This window comes from Desulfoluna sp. CYM3A, assembly GCF_056829965.1.
Genome location: NZ_CP186556.1, coordinates 668,162 through 688,148, shown reverse-complemented (window position 1 = coordinate 688,148; position 19,987 = coordinate 668,162). Strand labels below are relative to the sequence as shown.

The following is a 19,987-nucleotide window of genomic DNA, read 5'->3' as shown; positions in this document are numbered from 1 at the left end:
CCTCAATCTACCTCAACCGTAGACCGCACCGACACCTGGGTGCCAGGGTTTCATAGATACCGGTCGTTTTTTGGAGATGCGGGGACTTTTCCGGGGGCTGGAACGACAGGGACTCAGAGCCCAAGGTTCTCCTTGAGGCCCTTGACACGGTTTCGGCTCACCACCACCTCGCTGGCGGCGGGGTCGTCCATGACGAGGAGGTACTTGCCGTTGTACCAGCTGGTGACTTCGCGGATGTGCTTGAGGTGAACCAGGCTGGCGCGGTGAACGCGATAGAAGGGGTAGCCTGCAACCAGCTCTTCGAGGCGATCCAGGGTGGGTGCGCCGTGGGAGATGTAGTCGCCGTCATGGGTAAAGACCCGCACCCGTTTCTCTTCGGCCCGGCAAAAAATCACCTCATCGGGATCCAGGAGCAACAGGCGCCCCTGGCTCTCCACGGACAGGCGTACCACATGGGGCGGCCTGGCGCCCAGAGCCTCCAGCAGCCTTGCCACCTCATCACCCGGAGCCGAAGACTCCGCCTCCAGCCGCTCTCTGGCCCGCCCAACACCCTTGGCCACGCGCTTCATGGAAAAGGGCTTCAGGATGTAGTCCACGGCCTGCTCGTCGAATGCCTTCACCGCGTACTGGTCATAGGCCGTGCAGAAGATGAACAGAGGCGCCTTGTGCAGGTCGCCGCAGGCTTCAATGACGTGAAACCCGGTGTGACCCGGCATGTTGATATCCAGAAAAACCAGATCCGGCTTCAAGGTGCCGATCTTTTCCACCGCTTCTTTGGCGGAGTTGGCCGACCCCACCACGGTGACATCCGGCAACCCCGACAACAGGTAAGCCAGCTCGTCCACGGCAGGCTGCTCATCATCCACCACCAGACATCGAATTTCCATACCCCCTCCCATGTAAGCGCCGACGCACATCGCATTGCCACTATATACATCCAGAAGGCAACACGTCAAACAGGCACAAGGCCCTTCAAAACGCAAAAAAGCGGGATATCGCCGGGCGACTCCCGCCATGCCGTGCCACACAACCTGGCCGTATTTCAGCTCTCTTCCAACACTCGATTCATGCGGCCCTGGCTATAGCCCTCCAGGTCGGCGGCCACATGGAGATACCCTGCCTGCCTCACCGCGGCAACCACCGTCGCCATCAACTCCTGGCCAAACACACGCCGCAGGTCCTCCTGGGAAAACTCGATCCTGGCCACGGTCCCGTGGTGCCGCACCCGATAGTGTGAAAACCCCAAATCGTCCAGGGCCGCCTCGGCAGCCTCCACCATGGCAAGGGCCTCCCGCGTAATCTTCTCTCCGTAGGGAATACGCGTTGCCAGGCAGCTCATGGCTGGTTTGCGGGCCACAGACAGCCCCAGGGCTTACAGTTTCTCGCATCTTGGATCATAGAGCCCCGCATCCACCATGGGCGCACCGATACCGAGCTCTTCCGCGGCCTTGAGACCGGGGCGGTAGTCCCCCAGGTCATCGCAGTTCACCCCATGCACTACATTGCTCACCCCCAGGGCCTTCGCTTCATTACTCATCTGCGTGAACATACGGCGTTTACAATAATAACATCGCAAGGGTGTGTTCCCCAGAAAATCCTCATCCTCCAGCATACCGGGATCATAAAGGATATGCCGGACACCCAGTGCCTTGGCACAGGCCTTGGCCGCTTCGATTTCACGACGCGAGTGCACAGGGGGAGCCCAACGCCACCGCCGCTGTCCCAGGGTATCTACCGCTGCTTTCAAAAGCAGTGTACTGTCCACTCCCCCAGAAAAAGCCACCGCCATGAATTCGTATGTTTTCAGGCGATTTAAAAGGGATTCATACTTTGTTGTACTGCGATTCACAGGGGTCCTGACTCCACCAAAATGGTTTACAATTGTTTACAACTTTTATATACATGACCGTTAACAAGTAGAAAATAACCAGTTGGCATCATATTATAAATAATTGAGATTTTCAAAGGTGATCACATGGCAAAGGAAACCGTAAAAAACTCAACCGATGCGCCCAAGGAGGCCGCAGCCAAGGAAGAGTCTCCCAAAAAGGAGAACAAAACAACGGCTGAAAAGACCACCGCAAAGAAAGCTCCCAAGTCTAAAAAAGCCGTAAAAAAAGCAGCCGCCACCAAGAAGAAAAAAGAAGAAAAAGCCTTAAAAGCAGAAGCTAAAACCACCACCGCCAAAAAGACCACCGCGAAAAGCACCACAAAAAAAGCCGGTGCCGCTGAGGCCAAGAAGCCTGCTGCAAAAAAAACCACGGCCAAAAAAGATGATGCCAAGGCCAAGGCCGATGCAAAAAAGAAGGCCGACGAAGAGGCGAAGAAAAAAGCTGAAGAAGAAGCTCGCCTGAAAGCCGAGGAAGAGGCCAAGAAAAAGGCTGAAGAAGAAGCCCGACTCAAAGCCGAGGAAGAGGCAAAGAAGAAGGCTGAAGAAGAAGCCCGCCTGAAGGCAGAGGAAGAGGCCAAGAAAAAGGCTGAAGAAGAAGCCCGACTCAAAGCCGAGGAAGAGCGAGAAAAGGCTGAAGAAGAAGCCCGACTCAAAGCCGAGGAAGAGGCTAAGAAGAAGGCTGAGGAAGAAGCCCGCCTGAAGGCAGAGGAAGAGGCCAAGAAAAAGGCTGAAGAAGAAGCCCGACTCAAAGCCGAGGAAGAGGCTAAGAAAAAGGCTGAAGAAGAAGCCCGACTCAAAGCCGAGGAAGAGGCTAAGAAAAAGGCTGAAGAGGAAGCCCGTCTGAAAGCCGAGGAAGAGGCCAAGAAAAAGGCTGAAGAGGAAGCCCGACTCAAAGCCGAGGAAGAGGCCAAGAAAAAGGCTGAAGAGGAAGCCCGACTCAAGGCAGAGGAAGAGGCAAAGAAAAAAGCTGAAGAGGAAGCTCGCCTGAAGGCCGAGGAAGAGGCAAGGATAAAGGCTGAAGAAGAAGCCCGACTCAAGGCCGAGGAAGAGGCAAGAATTAAAGCCGAAGAAGAAGCCAAGCGCCAGGCTGAGCTGGATGCCAAAAAGAAAGCCGAGGCCGCAGCTCGCCGCAAGGCAGCCGAAGAGGCCCGCACCAAAGCCGAACAAGAAGCCAGGGCTCAGGCCCAAGAAGAACAGCGCCTGCGTGAGGAAGCCGCCAAAAAGGCCTCCACGCGAAAACTCATCACGGCTGTCTGTGCCTTCGGCGTATTTGTCCTGATCCTCATCGCCTCCAGTGCCTCCAACACCTCCAACTACTTTGTCACGACCAAAAAGCACTCCACCTTAATATATAAGGGAATCTTCTCCCCCACCGGCAAAGAACTCCTCATTGAAATCCCCACGGCCGTGACTCTGGATACGGTTAAGGAGACTTACACCCTTCAGGAGGTGAAGCCCCTGATCTTTGCCCATCACATGAATTCGGCATCAGCCCTTCGCACCACGGAAGGGATTCCCGATCTTGAGGCCATCATCGCATCCTACGAAGCTGCCGTGGACTTTGCCCCCGGCCCCGAAGAGCTCGACGAAGCCCTTAAGCAACTGGAAGCAGCCAAAGACGTCTTAAGGCTATTGAGATAGTTACCTGCGCGAGTGGTTATGCACTGCTTAGGAAAATGCGCCTCCCATATGGGGAGGCAGGGTTATCGAAAAACCAAAACCCCACCCCTAAAAATGGTTTAAAGCATCCACTCAGGCAATCCCTGCCAGCCCTTTTTCCAACGTGTAAAGGCCATCACCACAGCCCCTCAGAGCCCCAACGGACCCCACGCAACAACACATTGAAATACCGCATCATTTCACCCAACACGCCCTTGGCACGCCCCTTGCTCTACCTTTGATCAGACAACGCAACACGACTCAAAACCAGACCGGAAGACTCCGCCCCCAGTCGCACTGCATGAGACCGATCCGGTCATCCACCTCAAACCCAAGGAGGCACAGGTGAACGCTCTCAATCAACGTGTTCTCATCCCTGTAGACGGATCCATCCAATCCACCCATGCCGCACTCTACGCGGCACGCATCCTGATCCCTGAAAAGACGACGTTCACCCTGTTTCTGGTAGAAAATGTCGTGCCGGAAACCTTCTGGGACACCCAATCCGACGGTATGGAAGGCACAGGCCCCGACAAACTGGGCGGTTGGTGGGAAGAAAACCACATCCGCTACAACCGTAAGGTCATCGAAAAAATCCGCACCGACCTCATCAAAGAGGGCTTTCCAGACGAATCCGTTGAGGTAAAAATCCGCCACCGACGGGTGGGCATTGCCCGGGACATCATCCGGGAGTCCAAAAAGGGCTACGACCTGGTAGTGGCCGGTCGCATCGGCCACAACATCCACACCGGGGCCATCCTCGGCAACTGCGCCCGCAAGCTCATCGCCTCGGTGAACCACGTGCCCCTGGTCATCGTTGGCGGCAACCCCGACAGCACGGGCGTGCTCATCGGCTTCGATGCCTCCGAAGGCTCCAAAAACTGCGTCCGGCAATTGAAAAAAAGCGTCACCCGAAACATTGAAAAGGTGAAAATCTGTTATGTGTCGCGCTCCCTCAACCTCATGAGCGGCTCCTTCGACCCCTTCCAGGCATCTCTGGACGCATACAACCTCATGGAACAGGAGCACCAGATACACCACCAGTCCCGCATGCGCCCCCACCTCCAGAAAGCAGAAACCATCCTCAGGGACGCCGGGTTCGACCGGGCAGGCGTGGACTCCATCATCCTGCGCTCCTACCTGAGCCGCTCCGAAGGGCTCATGGACGAAGCCAAAAAAAGCGGCTACGACACCATCATGGTGGGACGCCGGGGCCACTCCATTGTGGAGGATTTTCTTCTGGGCCGAGTGGGGGACAAACTGGTGCAGATGGGCCAGGACAGAGCCATCTGGCTTGTCAATTAACGACTGCTCTCAAACAAGGGCCCATGGACAACCCCGTATCAACCACGATTTAAACCACTTCCATCCGCCCTGTTTTTTCGATTCAAAAAACGCGTCAAAGGGATTGACGCCGCCGAAAAATGCCATTAGTATACGTCCCACATGAGCGGGAATAACTCAGTGGTAGAGTGTCAGCTTCCCAAGCTGAACGTCGCGGGTTCAAGTCCCGTTTCCCGCTCCATGAAAGACAATAAATTCGGATAGTTGCAAAACACTGCACATCTTGAATTTACCCCATACGACAGCCGTAAAGAGGCAACTCTTTACGGCTGTTTTTGTTTTCACAAACGCCCTCCTCTCTCCCACATCACCCCGAGTGCCACCTTGCGAACTCAGGAGCCGGAAAAACGAATACTCCCACGGGGAATTGTAGGGTGCGCCGTGCGCACCGCATTTTCCGAGAACCGATACGGTTTCGTGTTGCACAAAGCAGTGCGGGAGCCGTTACCTACCCGCCGCAGCATCGGTTGGGTGGAGGATTTTGTCAAATGTGTAGGTGCGCCCCCCTATACATACTTTTCACTTTACAAACAAATTACTTAGAATATGAATTATACTTAACAAAATTCCGAGAGACTTCCAACTCCACACAATAAGACCCTACAATGCCATCAGATGCCAACCTCCAGCTAAGACAATTCCAAACCATCAACTTAAATGACCCGTTCTTCGATACCTTAAAAGAGAACTATTCTGAGTTCACAAACTGGTTCTTTCGTAAGGGACAAGAAGTCGCGTATACAATGTATGATGCCCATCAATCATTATGCGGCTTTCTGTATTTAAAAGAAGAACTCGGGCCTATAACGGATGTTTCACCGAACCTTCCCCCTGATCGATATCTTAAAATTGGTACCTTTAAACTCCACGCTCACGGAACAAAACTGGGGGAACGGTTCATTAAGAAAGCGATTGATACTGCTATAGAAAAAGTATCACAAAGCTATACGTCACCATTCTCCGTGTAACATGCCCAACTCATTGCAATCATATCACGTTATGGTTTCCAGCGGGTCGCACAAAAGATTACACCTAACGGCATCGAAGATGTGTACCTGAAAATCATTGGTGCCGTTACTGGGATGTTTCATTACAGTGTTTATGCTCGTCTCCTTACGGCAAAGATCATACCTCTTGGGTATTCAGCCGCAGTATCATACACGCCTCTTCCCTGACTCCATATTAAACAATGAAAGCCTAAGTATTGTTGACTACGTCTCCCATACGAACTGCATTGAGAAAATCTATGTCTGCAAAATGAGAGACGTACACATGCTTCGAAGTGGAGATGCTCTGATTATCTACCGTACTGGTGATGGACAGGCCCCTGCATGGTATCGGCGCAGTTGCGACATCCTTATGCATGGTCGAAGAGGTAAAATCAAAAAATGATTTTGCATCAATTCAAGACTTTATCGCGTACACCTTACCGCGGAGTGTCTTCTCTGAAGAGGAACTCGTCAGAATTTACAATGGCTGGTATAATCTTTATGCTATAAAGATGTCATACAATGCTGCGTTACGTAATAGGATTATCCGGCAGAAACTTGTTGAAAATGTCGGTTTAGACCAAAATGCCTACTGGGGTTTTATGCCTGTTAGTCGTGATCAGTTTCACATGATATCTGAAATGGAAGGGGAACGATAGCCTTATTCTCGATTAACCCTGAGTATGTCGACAAAATTTTTTCTGGGGAAAAAAAATACGAATACCGAAAAGCAATCTTCAAGCAGCCCGTGAAGAAGATTGTAGTGTATTGCACAAAGCCCGTAGGGAAAATAGTGGGGGAATTTGACATCAAGGATGTATTGGAAGGGTCGCCCGAAATGATCTGGGCAAAGACACATACAGACTCAAAGTGTCAACGAGGCCTTTTACCGAGAATACTTTCATGATCGATCAAAAGGATATGCCATCACCATTGATGAAATGAGACTGTATGAAAATGCCATCGATCCAACCGAAGCATTCGTCTGCTTCATCCCCCCCCAGTCATTCCGATATCTTGATGAATCTACTTACAAAACCTATCAAGCATTAGCTTCATAACGAACCTTTTTGACGCCTCACCGTGATAGGCTTCCCCCCCGTGAGTAAAGGGGTCACACCTACACGGCCTCACAAGGGACGGTGTGAGGCTCCCGATTTTCTTTTAGAAAACACGAAGCTGCTCTGGCTTATGGAAGAGGCGGTGCGCACGGCACACCCGACTTATGTCACGCAGCATCATCGTGTATTGCCGAGTGTATGGAAAAGAAACTGTACCTGCACGTTTGACACCCCCCTCTCCCCCCAACTCTGCCTGACTCCGACCAAATACGTTGCATGGTTTCACTGCCCCCCCTCCCGCCAAAGATGAATAAATACGGCTCACGCATCAAAAAGCGGTGCGGGGGCCGCACCCTACCTGCCCCACCGTCACGACCTAAGACGAGTTTCCCGATATGTCGGAGCGTAACGATACGCCAACCCATACAGAGATCACACAGCAGGAAGTTATACACAATGCGGGAGTTGAAATTTTTTATCTCATGTTCACCCTTGAAGAAAAATAAATTTCACTTATGATTGAAAACCGAAGGACCGAGAATAAAAGGGGTGTGAGCAAGCCCATGGAGGGCCTCAGCCTTAACCATGGTAACGTGCAAATAAGGGCATAACCCATCAATCGGTTGTGCTTACAAAAAATAAGACAGGATAGAGACATGGATAATTTAGATGCTTTTTTGGACAATCTTCAGGATGAGATTTTTGAGGACGCTAAAGAATCGTTTGGTGAAAAGGGGTTTGAGCGCTGGAGGAACCCCCGTTTTCAGGGCAAAATGGAGAATCCCGACGCCTTTGCCTCGTTGACGGGGTCTTGCGGTGACACAATGGAAATCTACCTGAAATTTTCGGATAACCGGGTTACCGAGGCCTCCTATTTTACCAATGGATGTGCCTCAAGTTCTCTGTGCGGCTCCTTTGCAGCAGAGCTTGCCATTGGTAAAGACCCGGATGAGCTTGCGAATATTACCGGTGAACGGGTTTTGGAAACAGTCGGGAAATTACCCGATGAAGACACGCATTGCTCGGGCCTTGCAGCCTCGACGCTTCAGGAAGCGCTGTCGTGTTATATGAAAAAAAGAAGGTAAGGGCTTTGTCTCACAGCAATGGCACTGGGGGCGAGGTAGAAACCCCTTGTGCCATAGCCGTTGCCACCTCAATACGAAGTTGCATAACACAATGAAAAGCAGGGTGGTGCGCGCCGTGCGCAACGTTTTTCTCGAAAACCAACGTGATCCTTTGCCACCAAAAAAAGGTGCGGGAGCTGCGCCCTACGAGCCTCCTCGCAATGCGAAAAAATCAGCCTGCCTTACTACCATCGAGATGAACAAGACCTCAATACTCATCAACAAAAACAAAAGTATTTTTTATTTGCAAGACAAAATGATTGTGTCAAGATATCAACACAAACGGTGTTTACGGGCCAATTGATGGCGTCGGTTTATTATTAGGTGTGATCACACCCCTCACCTGTAAAAAGACAGACGGCCCCGCCAGAAAAAAGATGCTATTCACGGCATGATCGGAAACACCATAAAGAAATTGCCCTGATAGCTGCGCTCTCGTCACCGGAACCGGACACACACATCCCCCCATGAAAGGAATACTTGATATGCTGAAACGAATCATCATCGCATTTTGTTTTGTCATCATGGCCTCAGCCCCTGCCTTTGCCCTGAGATGCGGGAACGACACCATCTCAGTCGGAGATTCAAAGGGGTCAGTCCGCATGATTTGCGGAGAACCTGTCTCAAAGGAGATCCTTGGCTACATTGATCGCGTGGAGACCGAATCCACCCATGGCTCCACGTCAGAAAAAAGGATCCGGGTGATGAAGATCGAGGAGTGGACCATCAAAACGACAAATTACAACAGCACGTATTATTATAGCCTGGTGTTCGAAGGAAATCGGCTGACAGAGATCAGCTCCCTCGGCGAAAAAAGATAATCCTCCCAGATACAACCGCCCCAAAGTACACAGCGAAGGCTCCCCCGATTGATTCGATTTACTCGAACATTGAGGGAGCCTTTGCCGATACACAGAACGGTTCCCTGCGAGCAAAGCGAGAAAGCGCCCTATTGGGTGCGAACCGGCTTTTGCGGATATGGTCGGGATGGGATATATTGGGCGGTATGAAGATTAAACGAATAAATAAGGCCGACACCTCGGTGTCGTGCCGAAGGCCCCTGTTCATGAGCCGGGTTGTTGCGGGGTTCCCGTCTCCGGCGGAAGATTTTGTGGAGGGGTCCCTGGACCTGAACGAATATCTGGTGCGGCACCCGGCCGCCACCTTTTTTGTACGCGTAACCGGCGACTCCATGATCGGGGCCGGGATTCACCCGGAGGACCTGTTGATCGTGGATCGCTCACTGGAGCCCACGGATCGGCGTGTGGTCATTGCCATCTTAAACGGGGAGCTGACAGTGAAACGCCTTAGGCGCCGGGGGGATCGAATTTTCTGAAGGCGAAATGAATGCTATAAACCCATCGAGGTAACGGAAGCGAACGATTTCAGCGTTGGTGTGTCGCTACGAAGCGTGATCACCCCCGGAAGAAAAAAGACGTAACCATTGAGCTATTACCTGCCGGGTTCAAACCTTCTCCAGCTTAAAAAAGCGGGTTTTGACAAACAGGCCCTGTGAACACCTCGAACCGTCCGAATGTTACCCACAAACCGACCTTTTTACATGTATCGTCCTCTGCCCCAAGCCCCGTTGGAGGCAAAATTTCGAGGTTAGTGTTTCACCCGCCGGGCGGTCCAGTACCGTTTCCGCCAGTAGGGATTGTTCAAGCTGGAGACGGTCACCCCTTTTTGAGTGGAGACATGAAGAAAGGTATCGCTGCCCATGTAGATCCCCACGTGGCGAAGGGTGATGCCTGTTTTAAAGAGCACCAGATCCCCCACGCGCAGCTCGCTTCTCTTGACCGGCGCACCTGTCTTTGCAAGGCGGCGGGTGGTTCTGGGAATGGTCACCCCAAAGGTCTCCCGAAAGGTCCGATGGACAAAACCGGAGCAGTCCACCCCGCTTTTGCTGTTGCCCCCCATTCGGTAAGGAGCCCCCTTCCAGTCAGCATACCGGGCGTCGAGCTTTGCCTTGACGCCCGCGGACTTGGCATGACCTGCAGGGGGCACGTGAACCATCTTAACGGTTTTCCGTTGCTTCACCATGGGAGCGGTGGCACATCCCATGAGATTGAACACAATCAAACACACAATCCATTTTTTCATTTATTCACATTTTACCTTTAATGGCCCTGCCGAGAGCCAAATGTTTGCTCACTTTTATTGACGGGCTTTGACATATCCATTGCCTTTCGGGAGTGGCGTATTACGGCATAATGGATAAGACTTACAGGGTGAATACATTGCAACCATGGAGGCAGGGCCTCCGTGCAGCATTCCCAGGCAGAGCCTGGGAACGAAAGAGCATTTCCGAACCTGGTGTCCAGAGAGTGGCAACGCCACACGATAAAAAATATCTCTGAACACCGGAGTTACCCCGGTTAAAGCCAAGCAAATTTTAAGCGCTTCCAGACGAACGAAACGGGCCTATCCTGCAAAAACGATTGCCCCATGTCATACATCACGCGAATGCCCCGAAAGCGATGGGATAATGGATGCTTCCATGCATTCGCCATAGGGTTTCCAGGTGCCCCCACCTGGCACCAACACACGAGGTTCCCATGAAAAAAAAGCTTCTCCTGCTGGGGGGCGGACACGCCCACCTGGAAACCCTGGTGGCCCTTTCGGCCATTGGCGAGCACGGCCATGAGATCACGGTGGTGGCCCCAAGCCGCCACCACTACTACTCGGGCATGGGGCCCGGCATGCTGGGCGGTACCTTTACGCCTGAAGAGATCCGTTTTGACACCGAAGCGGCGGTGAAGAGCCTGGTGGGGGCCGGGTCCGGGCCTTGCCGTGGCCATCGACCCGTCTGAAAAAACGGTCCGGCTGGAGTCCGGGGAGCGGCTCTGCTACGACGTGCTGTCTGCCAACGTGGGGAGCTTTGTCAAAAGCCCCTTTGAGAAGGCCCCGGACGCAGAGGTTTTTCCTGTAAAGCCCATTGAGTCGCTTCTCTCCCTCAGGCAGGCCATCCTGGACCGGTGCCGGGAGACGTCCCTTCACATCTCCGTAGCAGGGGGAGGCCCCTCATCGGCGGAGGTGGCGGGAAACACCCTCCAGCTCATCAATGCGGCCCGGGGAGAGGCCCCCGTCATCACCATGCGCGGCGGAGCCGTTCTGAATGGTTTCCGGACGCCGTTCGCAGGGGGTTACCGGGCGCCTGAGTAAACGGGGCATCAAACTGACTGATGCCGTGGCCCGGGCCGAAAAAAACGCCGTGACCTTGGTCTCCGGCGCTCGCCAACACGCAGACGTCATCGTGGATGCCACCGGCGTACGGCCTTCCACCCTCTTGTCCGACTCGAGCTGGCCCGGACGGCGGCCTGACGGTCAACCGATACCTTCAGTGTACGGACCACCCGGACATCTTCGGCGGCGGGGACTGCATCCACTTCGAGCCCGAGCCCCTGGCCAAGGTGGGGGTCTATGCGGTGCGCCAGAATGCCGTGCTGCGCGACAACCTCCTGGCACGGCTCGAAGGGACTCCCCTCTCCCCCTTTGACCCGAAGGGCAGCTATCTCCTTATCTTCAACCTGGGGGAAAACACGGGCTACCTGCACAAAAACGGATTCACCACGGCCGGTCGCCTCGCCTTCCACATCAAGACCTTCATCGACACCCGATTCATGAAAAAATATCAGCGTTTATTCAGCCGGCCTTAGGCGGGTAGGGAATAAAGCCCCTGCACCCCAGGTTCGCACATGCTCCGCCCCTTCGTTCCTCAGGGACATCATGGTTAAAGAGACCTGTCCGGCGTGGCTTGAAAAAAAGCTCCGCAAAAAACTTTCCTAAGAAAATGTCGAAATTGTTTCGGCAGAGCCTGGAAGGCTTACTCAAGACCTGTTTGTCAAACTTTTTAAAAGTTTGGCCCCCGGCAGGGCCGCCGGAGGCTTTTTTGAGCTGAATAGTTACGATCGACGTTTGTTTAAAAGGCGAATGAGATTTGACCCGAGGAACGAGGCGCAAAGCACATTCGCAATCTGCTTTCAAGGTGGTACACCTTGCCGCCGGAGGCTTGTTTTGATCTGAAGAGTTACACACCCGCCCTGCTCAAGCCGTTAAAGCCTCTGTCCGAAACCATGCCCCAGGTCCAGGGCCTTGCCATTCATTTCCACGTATGCCTCGGGCACCCGCTTTTCTATGACGGCACGGATTGATTCTGTGCGCACCACGCCGATGAGCCCCATGAGGGCCCCCAGCATGCAGATATTGAAGGCCACGGGGTCGCCAAGCTCTTCCATGACCGACTGGAACATGGGCAGGCTTACCTGACGGGCGTCGACTTTTTTCCCGGGGGCGGGCGCGCGCCAACCGCTGATGAAGAAGGCCGCCCCGCACGATAATGGGGGTGAATTTGTCGTAGGCCTCCTGGGTCAGGCACACCAGCACGTTGGGCTGGGTCACCTTGGGAAAGAGAATGGGAAACTCGGAGATGATGAGGTCTCCACGTGTTGCCCCACCCCTTGCTTCCGCGCCGTAAGACTGGGACTGAACCGCCACGAGCCCCTCGTGGAGAACGGCTGCTTCGGCCAGGATGATGGCGGCGGTGATAACGCCCTGCCCCCCTGAGCCCGAAAACACCATGCGGTACTTTTCCATGGTCACTTGCTGGCATAATCGCGGATCACCGCCTCGTAGGCGTCGCAGTATTCGGTTCGCTCCTCCTCCACAAAAATCCCCCGTTCAAGGATATCGGGGTTCTCCCTGGCCTTGGCCGACCCGATGGGGGCGGTGTTTGTCTTAAAGTACTCCAGCATGGCCGAAGCATCTGCCAGCTGGTTTCTCCGGCCGAACTGGGTGGGGCACTGGCTTAAAAACTCCACCACGGAAAACCCCTTGTGCTGGATGGCCTTTTTCAGAATCTGGATCCCCTCCTTGGCGTGGTAGGTGGTGGTGCGTGCCACAAAGGAGGCACCTGCTGCCCGTGCGAGTTCCACCGCGTCAAAGGCGTTGTCGATGTTGCCGTACGGCGCGGTGGTGGCCATGGCGTCCGGGCAGGTCATGGGGGAGTACTGTCCGCCGGTCATGCCGTAGATCCTGTTGTTCATCACAATGGCGGTAATATCGATGTTCCGCCGGGCCGCGTGGATAAAATGGTTGCCCCCGATGGCCAGGGCGTCGCCATCTCCCATGGGCACGATGAGGGTGAGCTCTGGCTGGGTAAACTTTACGCCCGTGGCAAAGGCCAGGGCCCTGCCGTGGAGGGTGTGCAGGGAGTGAAAATCCACATACCCTGAGATCCGCGCCGAGCATCCGATGCCGGAGGTGACCACGATGTCGCTCTTGTCCACGGCCAGCTCCTCGATGGCCCGGACCAGACAGTTCAGCACCGTGCCATGGCCGCATCCCGGGCACCACATGTGCGGAAAAAAACGCTCACGGATATAGTCTCGGGTCCCCATCTACACCCCCTTGCCCTGGATGATCCGCAGGATGTTCTTGATGTTGGTGGGAGAGATCAGCTCCCCGTCGATGCGGTTGGCCAGAAAGACCCGTTCCGGGTTGTCCACGGCCGCCTTCACCGCCTCGGTCACCTGCCCCTTGTTCATCTCCACCACCACGATATTCGTGGCGTTCCGACACTTTTCCCGCACAAGAAGCGAGGGAAAAGGCCAGATGGATTGCAGCTTGAATGACCGATTTTTGGCCGCGCCTGCGCCGGTTCTCCACGGTGTGAAGGGCCGATCGCGCGGCCGAGCCAAAGGAGAGGAGGATCACCTCCGCGTCCTCCAGGTACGCTTCCTTGTAGCGGGTGATCTCGTGGACGTTGGTTTCGATCTTGTCCACCAGGTGGTTCAACAGGCTCTCCACCACCTCGGGCTTGCCCGAAGGGAAGCCCCACATGTCGTGGTAGAGGCCGGTGACGTTGTATCGGTGCACCCCGCCGAAGTCGCTCATGGGCAGCCTTCCGTCCTCCCGGGGCAGGTAGGGGTGATAGTCCACCCCCCGCTTTACCGAAGTGCGGAGCCGATCCACCACAGGCAAAACGCCGGGCTCGGGGATCACGAGCTTTTCCCTCATGTGCCCGATCACTTCATCAAAAAGGAGAATAACAGGGGTGCGGTAGGTCTCGGCCATGTTAAAGGCGTGGACGGTCATGGCAAAGACGTCCTGGTGATTGGAAGCGGTAAGGGTGATGATGGCGTGGTCCCCGTGGGTGCCCCAGCGCGCCTGGTTGACGTCCCCCTGGGCCACATGGGTGGGGTTTCCCGTGGACGGACCGCCCCGCTGCACGTTGACAATAACGCAGGGGATCTCGGTCATCACCGCGTAGCCCAGGGCCTCCTGCATCAAGGAGAAGCCCGGGCCGCTGGTGGCGGTCATCACCTTGTTGCCCGTGAGCGACCCACCGACAATGGCGCACATGGAAGAGATCTCATCTTCCATCTGAATGAAACGGCCCCCGCGCTTCGGCAACCGCCTTGCCAGAAGTTCTGCGATCTCCGTGGAGGGCGTGATGGGGTAGCCCGCAAAAAATCCGACCCCCGCATACAGGGCCCCTTCCACACACGCTTCGTTTCCCTGAACGAACACAACGGTCTCTTCCATATGGGCAGCCTCTTTCGGAGCGCAACGGTTAAAGATCCTGAGCGTTTGTCACATCGGCAAATGGTATGGGCGATTCACTTTTCCACGATCACTTCGCTGGCGAGCTCCGGGCACCTCAGCTCACAGAGCCTGCAGCAGGTGCACTTTTCCGGATGGGCCACAACCACCTTGTCAAAGGGGTCTTTTTCCAGGACCTCCTTTGGGCAAAAGTGGATGCACACCCCGCACCCCTTGCACCAGTCCCGGTTGATGACGATCTCCTTCAATTTCTGTGGCCTCATGGTTGCGCCCTCCTTGCGTTATCCGGTCGCTATGAGTTGCCCTGTCGCGGGAATTACTCCCTGTTTTAGGGGTAGAGGTTTTGCAGGGGATTGTCAAGAAAAAGAGATTTCGTGAGGAACCCACAAATAGCGATCCAGATCCAGGCCGCCGTCCGGGCCGAAGACAACGCCTTCGGCAGCAAGAAGACCGGCCTGTATATCCCGGGACGAGCCGGTCAGAGAGATCCGCCCCAAGCGGTTCACCACACGGTGCCAGGGCAACCCCTCCGTTTCAGAGCAGCTGTGGAGAATACGGGAGACCTGGCGCGCCCCCCGAGGGTTTCCCGCGGACGCGGCCAGAAGGCCGTAGGTGCACACACGGCCGGAAGGGATGGCGCGGATCAGGGTGATCACGCGCCGGGTAAAAAGAGAGTGGGACACAAAGGCCTCCAAGGACAAAATCGGTTTTAAAATCGTGCCTCCGGCGGGCAGGAGCTTAAGCCCCTGCACCCCAGGATCGCAAATGCTTCCGGGCTGTGCCCGTACGTAAGCGGATCGGCCTGGCTAGTTTCTTATAAAATTATCCGGGTTAAGCTGTCGGAAACAAATAATCACACAATAGCTCGCCAGAATACCGCTGGGACTTGACCACAGGAATGAGGGGCAAAGCCCGGCGGTAATTTGCTTTCAAGGTGCTACACCTTGCAGCCGGGAGGCATGCTTTTTCCAAGTACCTAAACCACTTGGGGCTCGTACAGATGGCAGGCCACGAGGTGCCCTTGCCCCTGGTCCAGGAACTCGGGTTCTGTGGTGCGGCAGATGTCCATGACGTGGGGGCAGCGGGTGTGGAACCGGCACCCGGACGGGGGGTGGATGGGGGACGGCACATCGCCCTTGAGGATAATGCGGTTTCCCTGCGCCCCGGGCTCGGGCACCGGGATGGCGGAGATCAGCGCCTGGGTGTAAGGGTGCAGGGGCTCGCGATAGATGGTGTCGGCGTCGGTCTGCTCCACGATTTTGCCCAGGTACATGACGGCCACCTGATCCGACACCAGGCGCACCACTGCCAGATCGTGAGCGATGAACAGGGTGGTGGCCCCATCTCCTCCTGAAGGTCGAGGAGCAGGTTAATCACCTGGGACTGGATGGAGACGTCCAGGGCCGAGACCGGCTCGTCACAGATCAAAAGGTCCGGGGAAAGAGCGATGGCACGGGCAATGCCGATGCGCTGGCGCTGGCCACCCGAAAACTCATGGGGAAACCGACTCTCCGCAGACCGGGGCAGCCCCACCTGATCCAGAAGCTCGGCCACACGCTTTCGCCTGGACGGCCCGTCCCCTATGCCATGGATCACCAGAGGTTCCTGGATGATCTCCCCCACGCTGTGGCGGCTGTTGAGGGACTCGAACGGATCCTGAAACACCATCTGGATACGGCGCCTGAAAGGCTTCAGCTCCTTTTCGGTGAGGGTGGTGAGATCCGTTCCGTCAAAACGCACGCTGCCGGAGGTGGCCTCGTACAAAGCCGCCAGGGTGCGCCCCAGGGTGCTCTTGCCGCACCCGGACTCCCCCACCAGCCCCAGGGTCTCGCCCGGGGCCACGGAAAAGGAGACTCCGTCAACGGCGTGGACATTCCCCACCTTGCGCTTGAAGACGCCCCCCGTCACCGGAAAGTATTTCACCAGATCCTTCACCGTCAACATGCCGTGCCGCTCCTTCCAATGGTTGCAACGTGTCCAAAAAGAATAAAATACCTGCCTCCGGCGGCCAAGGGCTGAGCCCTTGGAACCCAGGATTGCAAATGCTCCGGGGCTCGTTCCTCGCCCTGCGCATTTGCTGACGGGCTTCGCCCGTGTTGGATACCAGCGTTAAGGTGCGATGCGCTTGTATCGGGGTACCTTTCGCTCCCAGGCAGAGCCTGAGAGCGAGAAGAAGAATAAAACCTGGCACCTGTTTATGTGACATCCTGTAGGGTGTGCTTGCGCACCATTTGTTTGGAAAACCGCCATCTTTTGCTATGTCTATACGGCGTGACGGTCACCCGCACAGGTAGTTTTATGACCGTTACGATTCTTCAGCGGTGCCCAAGCGCACCCTACCTCCCCGGTAACGCGTCCCCCACATAAAAATACGATTGCGCACCCTTTACATTTTACACAACCTGTCTGTCTCACTTTTTAAAAGCTTGGCCCCCGGCAGGGCCGCCGAAGGCAGGCTTTTGGCAACGACCTTGAGCGTTGGGTTGGCTCAAGCCCCTTGGTGGTCGTACAGGTGGCAGGCCACTTCATGGTCCTGGCCTACCATCAGGTCAGCCGGCACCTCGGCTGCACAGCGTTCCATGGCATGGGGGCAACGGTTCCTGAACCGGCAGCCCGAGGGCAGCTCCATGAGCCCGGGCACCTGGCCGGTGATGGTCTCAAGACGGGTTTTCCTCGGGGAATCCAGCCGGGGCATGGAGGCGAGGAGCCCCTTGGTATACGGGTGCCTGGGGTCGGAGAAAAGGGTCTTCACAGCAGCCCGTTCCACCACCTTGCCCGCATACATCACCACCACGTCGTCGCACTGCTCGGCGATGACGCCCAGGTCGTGGGTAATGAAGATCACGGACATGCCCATGGAGGCGCGGATGTCCCGAATCAGATCGAGAATCTGGGCCTGCACCGTGACATCCAGGGCGGTGGTGGGCTCGTCCGCAATGAGAATGGAAGGTGACAGGGCCAGGGCCATGGCGATCATCACCCGCTGGCGCATCCCGCCGGAGAGCTGGTGAGGATAGGCGGACAGGCGACTTTCGGCATCGGGAATACCCACGGCCGAAAGAAGGCGCACCACCTCGGCCTGCAACTCTTTTTTTCCCATCTCGGGCTGATGAATGCGAAGGGGCTCGGAGACCTGTTTGAAGAGGGTGTGGACGGGATTCAGGGCAGCCATGGGCTCCTGAAAGACCATGGCCACGGAAGCGCCCCTCACCGTCTGCATGGCATCGGCGGAGAGGCCCAGAAGGTCGGTACCGTCCAGCACCACCTCCCCCTCCTCAATGCGGGCCATGGGGCGCGGCAGAAGGCGCATGACGGAAAGGGCTGTCACGCTCTTGCCGCAGCCTGATTCTCCCACGATCCCCAGGGTGCGCCCTCGGGTCAGCTCAAAGCCCACCTTGTCCACGGCCCTGACCACACCGGCCTCGGTGTCAAAGGCCACGGTGAGCCCACGCACCGAGAGAATGGGATCGTCCGTTTGCCGAAGATCGTCTGCCATGCCTATCCTTTCGGCTTGAAGGTCTCGTCGATGATGGTCACCGGCTCAAATGCCTTTTTCTTTTTCATGGCCTTCTTTGTCTCCTCGTGGCGGGCCTTGTCGTACCAGAGCACGCTGTCGCCAAAGGGGTCAAAAAGGTCATTGGAGTGCTTGGTGCCGGGGGGCTCGGGCAGCCGCCACCAGCGCCAGTACGCCTGTCTGAAATAGGGCACCATCATGGTGGGCACAAAGTTCGCCTGATCGTGGAGCATGCGCTGGATTTTCCGGGAAAGGACCTTGCGCTCCTCTTCGTCCAGGGAGTTGTGGTAGCGGTCGATGACCTCATCCAGTTCCTTGTTGTCCGTGTTGGTGATGTTGTTGGTCTGGGGCTTGTGGGCGTTGTCCGAGTGGTAGGTCTGCCAGTACCTCGGATGAAAGCTGGTGGACCAGGCCATCATGGCCACGTCGTGTCGCTTCTCCAGAAATTTCTTGAAGGCCGCAGAGTTGTCCAGCTTCTGGAGGCGAATCTCCACTCCGGCCTTCTTTGCTTCTTCCTTGAGCACCACAAGCCGCTCGGTGATCTCATCAAAGGAGTAGCTCACCTCCACGGAGAACCGCTTACCCTCCTTCTCCCAGATGCCGTCGCCTCCCCGAGCCCACCCCGAAGCGGTCATGTACTCGGCCACCTTGCCGATGTCGTAGGGGCGTGCTTCGATGCTCTCGTCCGTGTACTCCCCGTATCCCTGGTAGGCCTGCTTCAGGCGGAAGTAGTCACCCCGAAGCACTTTCTTGATCACCTTGTCCACGTTCATGGCGTAGGCAAAAGCCAGACGCACGTTACGATCCTTGAAGATCTCCCGGTCCTCGTTGAGGTAGAAGCCCTGGGGCGGTCGCCTGGTGTCGTTGAAAAACCAGATCCGCTCCACATACCCCTTGTTTACCACGTCGGTGTCGCTCTTGCGGTACCAGTATTTGGGATAGGTAATGCGAAAGGTGTCGAAGCGCCCTTTGCGGAAATACTCCCACTGGGTGTTGTAGTCCCGCACCACACGGAAGATCACCTTGTTCACATTGTACCGGCCCTTGGTGTCATGGAGAGGTCACTTCCACCGAGTCCTTTTTCCGGGTAAAGACAACCTCTTTTCCCTTTAAAGGAGCTGATCTGGTACGGGCCGGTGTTGGGAACAATCTTCCAGTTGTACCTGGCAACAAAGTCTTTACCGAGCTTGCCGTAATAATGGCGCGGGGTGGGTGAAATGGTAAGCTTCAAGTGCAGGTCCGGCTCCGCCCTGGTGCTCACCACCGCCAGTGTATGGTCGTCGTAGACGATAACCTTTTCGATCTCCTCGGTGTAATAGCGGTTGTACCAGGGCGCCACGATATCCTTGGAACGCATGAACTCCAGGGTATAGGCAAAATCCCCGGCCGTCACCGGCACCCCGTCGGACCAGCGTGCCCTGGGGTCGAGCTTGAAGTACATGGTCGTCTTGTCGTCCCCGAAGGCCCAGTGGGTGGCCAGGGCCGGGATAATCCGCTCGGTGTTGGGGTGAAGCGCCACCAGGCTCATCTGGTTGGCCCCGATGTTGCTCCGAAAGCTGCCGTTGGAATCCGGCCCCACGGTGCGGAAGGTCAAAGGGTAGCTGGCAATGGCACTTCGAAACACCCCGCCCTTCACCGCATCCGGGGAGGCAAAGACCGGGTCCTCATGGTTGGTCAGCCACGTTATCCCTTCGGGCAAGGTTTCGCCTGCCAGGCAGGCTCCCCCCCACACCAAAAAAGCCAAAGTCAAAACGATGAACCGAGCCATCACCTGTTGTCGCATTCTGTTCTCCTGATAAAAATAAAAACCCCCGGGACTCGCCCACAAGCCGCCCGCCCCC

General features: G+C 55.8%; 22 protein-coding genes, 1 tRNA gene and 2 pseudogenes. 11 read left to right on the top strand and 14 right to left on the bottom strand.

All coding sequences use genetic code 11. The features are described 5' to 3' along the window. Window positions 1–113: 113 nt before the first annotated feature. The 3 genes from ACOYW1_RS03635 to larE all read right to left on the bottom strand — a co-directional run bounded on the left by ACOYW1_RS03635 (window position 114) and on the right by larE (window position 1,849). On the bottom strand, window positions 114–887 hold the full coding sequence (locus ACOYW1_RS03635) for a LytR/AlgR family response regulator transcription factor (protein ID WP_482415233.1): 774 nt from the start codon (window positions 885–887) through the stop codon (window positions 114–116). Between the two features lie 155 nt (window positions 888–1,042). Further along, entirely contained in the window at window positions 1,043–1,357 is a 315-nt protein-coding gene (locus tag ACOYW1_RS03630; RefSeq protein ID WP_482421693.1) for an adenine nucleotide alpha-hydrolase family protein, read from the bottom strand. Between the two features lie 15 nt (window positions 1,358–1,372). Further along, the gene (gene larE, locus ACOYW1_RS03625; protein WP_482421692.1) at window positions 1,373–1,849 is read right to left on the bottom strand and encodes an ATP-dependent sacrificial sulfur transferase LarE; all 477 of its coding nucleotides are present in this window, start codon (window positions 1,847–1,849) and stop codon (window positions 1,373–1,375) included. A 126-nt stretch (window positions 1,850–1,975) separates the two neighbouring features. Between larE and ACOYW1_RS03620 the strand changes: the two genes are divergently transcribed. The 8 genes from ACOYW1_RS03620 (at window position 1,976) to ACOYW1_RS03585 (ending at window position 9,404) form a co-directional block, all read left to right on the top strand. Continuing rightward, window positions 1,976–3,532: a hypothetical protein gene (locus tag ACOYW1_RS03620; protein WP_482421691.1), complete on the top strand. Its 1,557-nt coding sequence runs from the start codon at window positions 1,976–1,978 to the stop codon at window positions 3,530–3,532. A 363-nt stretch (window positions 3,533–3,895) separates the two neighbouring features. Next, window positions 3,896–4,855, top strand: coding sequence for a universal stress protein (locus tag ACOYW1_RS03615; protein WP_482421690.1), 960 nt, complete (start codon window positions 3,896–3,898; stop codon window positions 4,853–4,855). Window positions 4,856–5,000: 145 nt separating this feature from the next. Further along, window positions 5,001–5,075: transfer RNA gene (locus ACOYW1_RS03610), tRNA-Gly, on the top strand. 424 nt (window positions 5,076–5,499) lie between these two features. Next, entirely contained in the window at window positions 5,500–5,862 is a 363-nt protein-coding gene (locus ACOYW1_RS03605; protein ID WP_482421689.1) for a hypothetical protein, read from the top strand. A gap of 676 nt (window positions 5,863–6,538) precedes the next feature. Next, window positions 6,539–6,790: an ASCH domain-containing protein gene (locus ACOYW1_RS03600; RefSeq protein WP_482423650.1), complete on the top strand. Its 252-nt coding sequence runs from the start codon at window positions 6,539–6,541 to the stop codon at window positions 6,788–6,790. A gap of 810 nt (window positions 6,791–7,600) precedes the next feature. Continuing rightward, window positions 7,601–8,029, top strand: a complete 429-nt coding sequence (locus tag ACOYW1_RS03595; protein WP_482415226.1) for an iron-sulfur cluster assembly scaffold protein — start codon at window positions 7,601–7,603, stop codon at window positions 8,027–8,029. Between the two features lie 524 nt (window positions 8,030–8,553). Continuing rightward, on the top strand, window positions 8,554–8,889 hold the full coding sequence (locus tag ACOYW1_RS03590; RefSeq protein WP_482421688.1) for a DUF2845 domain-containing protein: 336 nt from the start codon (window positions 8,554–8,556) through the stop codon (window positions 8,887–8,889). Between the two features lie 185 nt (window positions 8,890–9,074). Then, window positions 9,075–9,404: a LexA family protein gene (locus ACOYW1_RS03585; protein WP_482421687.1), complete on the top strand. Its 330-nt coding sequence runs from the start codon at window positions 9,075–9,077 to the stop codon at window positions 9,402–9,404. Window positions 9,405–9,676: 272 nt separating this feature from the next. On the opposite strand, the gene ACOYW1_RS03580 is transcribed toward ACOYW1_RS03585, so the two are convergent. Next, window positions 9,677–10,144 carry an NlpC/P60 family protein gene (locus tag ACOYW1_RS03580; protein ID WP_482423649.1) on the bottom strand — a complete coding sequence of 156 codons (468 nt, stop codon included), beginning with the start codon at window positions 10,142–10,144 and terminating at the stop codon, window positions 9,677–9,679. Window positions 10,145–10,626: 482 nt separating this feature from the next. Between ACOYW1_RS03580 and ACOYW1_RS03575 the strand changes: the two genes are divergently transcribed. The 3 genes from ACOYW1_RS03575 to ACOYW1_RS03565 all read left to right on the top strand — a co-directional run bounded on the left by ACOYW1_RS03575 (window position 10,627) and on the right by ACOYW1_RS03565 (window position 11,727). Then, entirely contained in the window at window positions 10,627–10,881 is a 255-nt protein-coding gene (locus tag ACOYW1_RS03575) for a hypothetical protein (protein WP_482421686.1), read from the top strand. After that, window positions 10,862–11,233, top strand: coding sequence for a hypothetical protein (locus ACOYW1_RS03570; protein WP_482421685.1), 372 nt, complete (start codon window positions 10,862–10,864; stop codon window positions 11,231–11,233). Before ACOYW1_RS03575 ends, ACOYW1_RS03570 begins: the two co-directional genes overlap by 20 nt. Before the next feature lie 95 nt (window positions 11,234–11,328). Next, a complete protein-coding gene (locus ACOYW1_RS03565) occupies window positions 11,329–11,727 on the top strand; it encodes a hypothetical protein (protein WP_482421684.1) in 399 nt (132 codons plus the stop codon). 396 nt (window positions 11,728–12,123) lie between these two features. Here ACOYW1_RS03565 and ACOYW1_RS03560 read toward each other — a convergent pair. From ACOYW1_RS03560 to ACOYW1_RS03515, 10 genes and pseudogenes are all read right to left on the bottom strand, one after another. After that, window positions 12,124–12,649: pseudogene (locus ACOYW1_RS03560) on the bottom strand (2-oxoacid:acceptor oxidoreductase family protein). A 17-nt stretch (window positions 12,650–12,666) separates the two neighbouring features. Next, window positions 12,667–13,467, bottom strand: a complete 801-nt coding sequence (locus tag ACOYW1_RS03555; RefSeq protein WP_482421683.1) for a 2-oxoacid:ferredoxin oxidoreductase subunit beta — start codon at window positions 13,465–13,467, stop codon at window positions 12,667–12,669. Next, window positions 13,468–14,614, bottom strand: a pseudogene (locus ACOYW1_RS03550) (2-oxoacid:acceptor oxidoreductase subunit alpha). It abuts the gene before it with no gap. Window positions 14,615–14,688: 74 nt separating this feature from the next. Further along, window positions 14,689–14,895: a 4Fe-4S dicluster domain-containing protein gene (locus ACOYW1_RS03545; RefSeq protein ID WP_180136688.1), complete on the bottom strand. Its 207-nt coding sequence runs from the start codon at window positions 14,893–14,895 to the stop codon at window positions 14,689–14,691. Window positions 14,896–14,988: 93 nt separating this feature from the next. Beyond that, window positions 14,989–15,315: an MGMT family protein gene (locus ACOYW1_RS03540; protein WP_482421682.1), complete on the bottom strand. Its 327-nt coding sequence runs from the start codon at window positions 15,313–15,315 to the stop codon at window positions 14,989–14,991. Between the two features lie 293 nt (window positions 15,316–15,608). Then, a complete protein-coding gene (locus tag ACOYW1_RS03535) occupies window positions 15,609–15,905 on the bottom strand; it encodes an oligopeptide/dipeptide ABC transporter ATP-binding protein (protein WP_482421681.1) in 297 nt (98 codons plus the stop codon). After that, entirely contained in the window at window positions 15,824–16,576 is a 753-nt protein-coding gene (locus tag ACOYW1_RS03530) for an ATP-binding cassette domain-containing protein (RefSeq protein ID WP_482421680.1), read from the bottom strand. The genes ACOYW1_RS03535 and ACOYW1_RS03530 overlap by 82 nt, the downstream gene beginning before the upstream one ends. A gap of 544 nt (window positions 16,577–17,120) precedes the next feature. Beyond that, the gene (locus tag ACOYW1_RS03525; protein WP_482421679.1) at window positions 17,121–18,128 is read right to left on the bottom strand and encodes an ABC transporter ATP-binding protein; all 1,008 of its coding nucleotides are present in this window, start codon (window positions 18,126–18,128) and stop codon (window positions 17,121–17,123) included. A gap of 2 nt (window positions 18,129–18,130) precedes the next feature. After that, complete coding sequence (locus ACOYW1_RS03520; RefSeq protein ID WP_482421678.1) at window positions 18,131–19,177, bottom strand: ABC transporter substrate-binding protein; 1,047 nt, start codon at window positions 19,175–19,177, stop codon at window positions 18,131–18,133. Next, window positions 19,174–19,929 carry an ABC transporter substrate-binding protein gene (locus tag ACOYW1_RS03515; RefSeq protein ID WP_482421677.1) on the bottom strand — a complete coding sequence of 252 codons (756 nt, stop codon included), beginning with the start codon at window positions 19,927–19,929 and terminating at the stop codon, window positions 19,174–19,176. The genes ACOYW1_RS03520 and ACOYW1_RS03515 overlap by 4 nt, the downstream gene beginning before the upstream one ends. Window positions 19,930–19,987 lie beyond the last annotated feature (58 nt).

Coding starts and splice junctions, on each gene's coding strand:
- ACOYW1_RS03635 (WP_482415233.1), bottom strand. CDS start 887: ATGGAAATTCGATGTCTGGTGGTGGATGATGAGCAGCCTGCCGTGGAC.
- ACOYW1_RS03620 (WP_482421691.1), top strand. CDS start 1,976: ATGGCAAAGGAAACCGTAAAAAACTCAACCGATGCGCCCAAGGAGGCC.
- ACOYW1_RS03605 (WP_482421689.1), top strand. CDS start 5,500: ATGCCATCAGATGCCAACCTCCAGCTAAGACAATTCCAAACCATCAAC.
- ACOYW1_RS03595 (WP_482415226.1), top strand. CDS start 7,601: ATGGATAATTTAGATGCTTTTTTGGACAATCTTCAGGATGAGATTTTT.
- ACOYW1_RS03590 (WP_482421688.1), top strand. CDS start 8,554: ATGCTGAAACGAATCATCATCGCATTTTGTTTTGTCATCATGGCCTCA.
- ACOYW1_RS03585 (WP_482421687.1), top strand. CDS start 9,075: ATGAAGATTAAACGAATAAATAAGGCCGACACCTCGGTGTCGTGCCGA.
- ACOYW1_RS03575 (WP_482421686.1), top strand. CDS start 10,627: ATGAAAAAAAAGCTTCTCCTGCTGGGGGGCGGACACGCCCACCTGGAA.
- ACOYW1_RS03565 (WP_482421684.1), top strand. CDS start 11,329: ATGCCACCGGCGTACGGCCTTCCACCCTCTTGTCCGACTCGAGCTGGC.
- ACOYW1_RS03555 (WP_482421683.1), bottom strand. CDS start 13,467: ATGGGGACCCGAGACTATATCCGTGAGCGTTTTTTTCCGCACATGTGG.
- ACOYW1_RS03545 (WP_180136688.1), bottom strand. CDS start 14,895: ATGAGGCCACAGAAATTGAAGGAGATCGTCATCAACCGGGACTGGTGC.
- ACOYW1_RS03535 (WP_482421681.1), bottom strand. CDS start 15,905: ATGTACCTGGGCAAAATCGTGGAGCAGACCGACGCCGACACCATCTAT.
- ACOYW1_RS03530 (WP_482421680.1), bottom strand. CDS start 16,576: ATGTTGACGGTGAAGGATCTGGTGAAATACTTTCCGGTGACGGGGGGC.
- ACOYW1_RS03525 (WP_482421679.1), bottom strand. CDS start 18,128: ATGGCAGACGATCTTCGGCAAACGGACGATCCCATTCTCTCGGTGCGT.
- ACOYW1_RS03515 (WP_482421677.1), bottom strand. CDS start 19,929: ATGCGACAACAGGTGATGGCTCGGTTCATCGTTTTGACTTTGGCTTTT.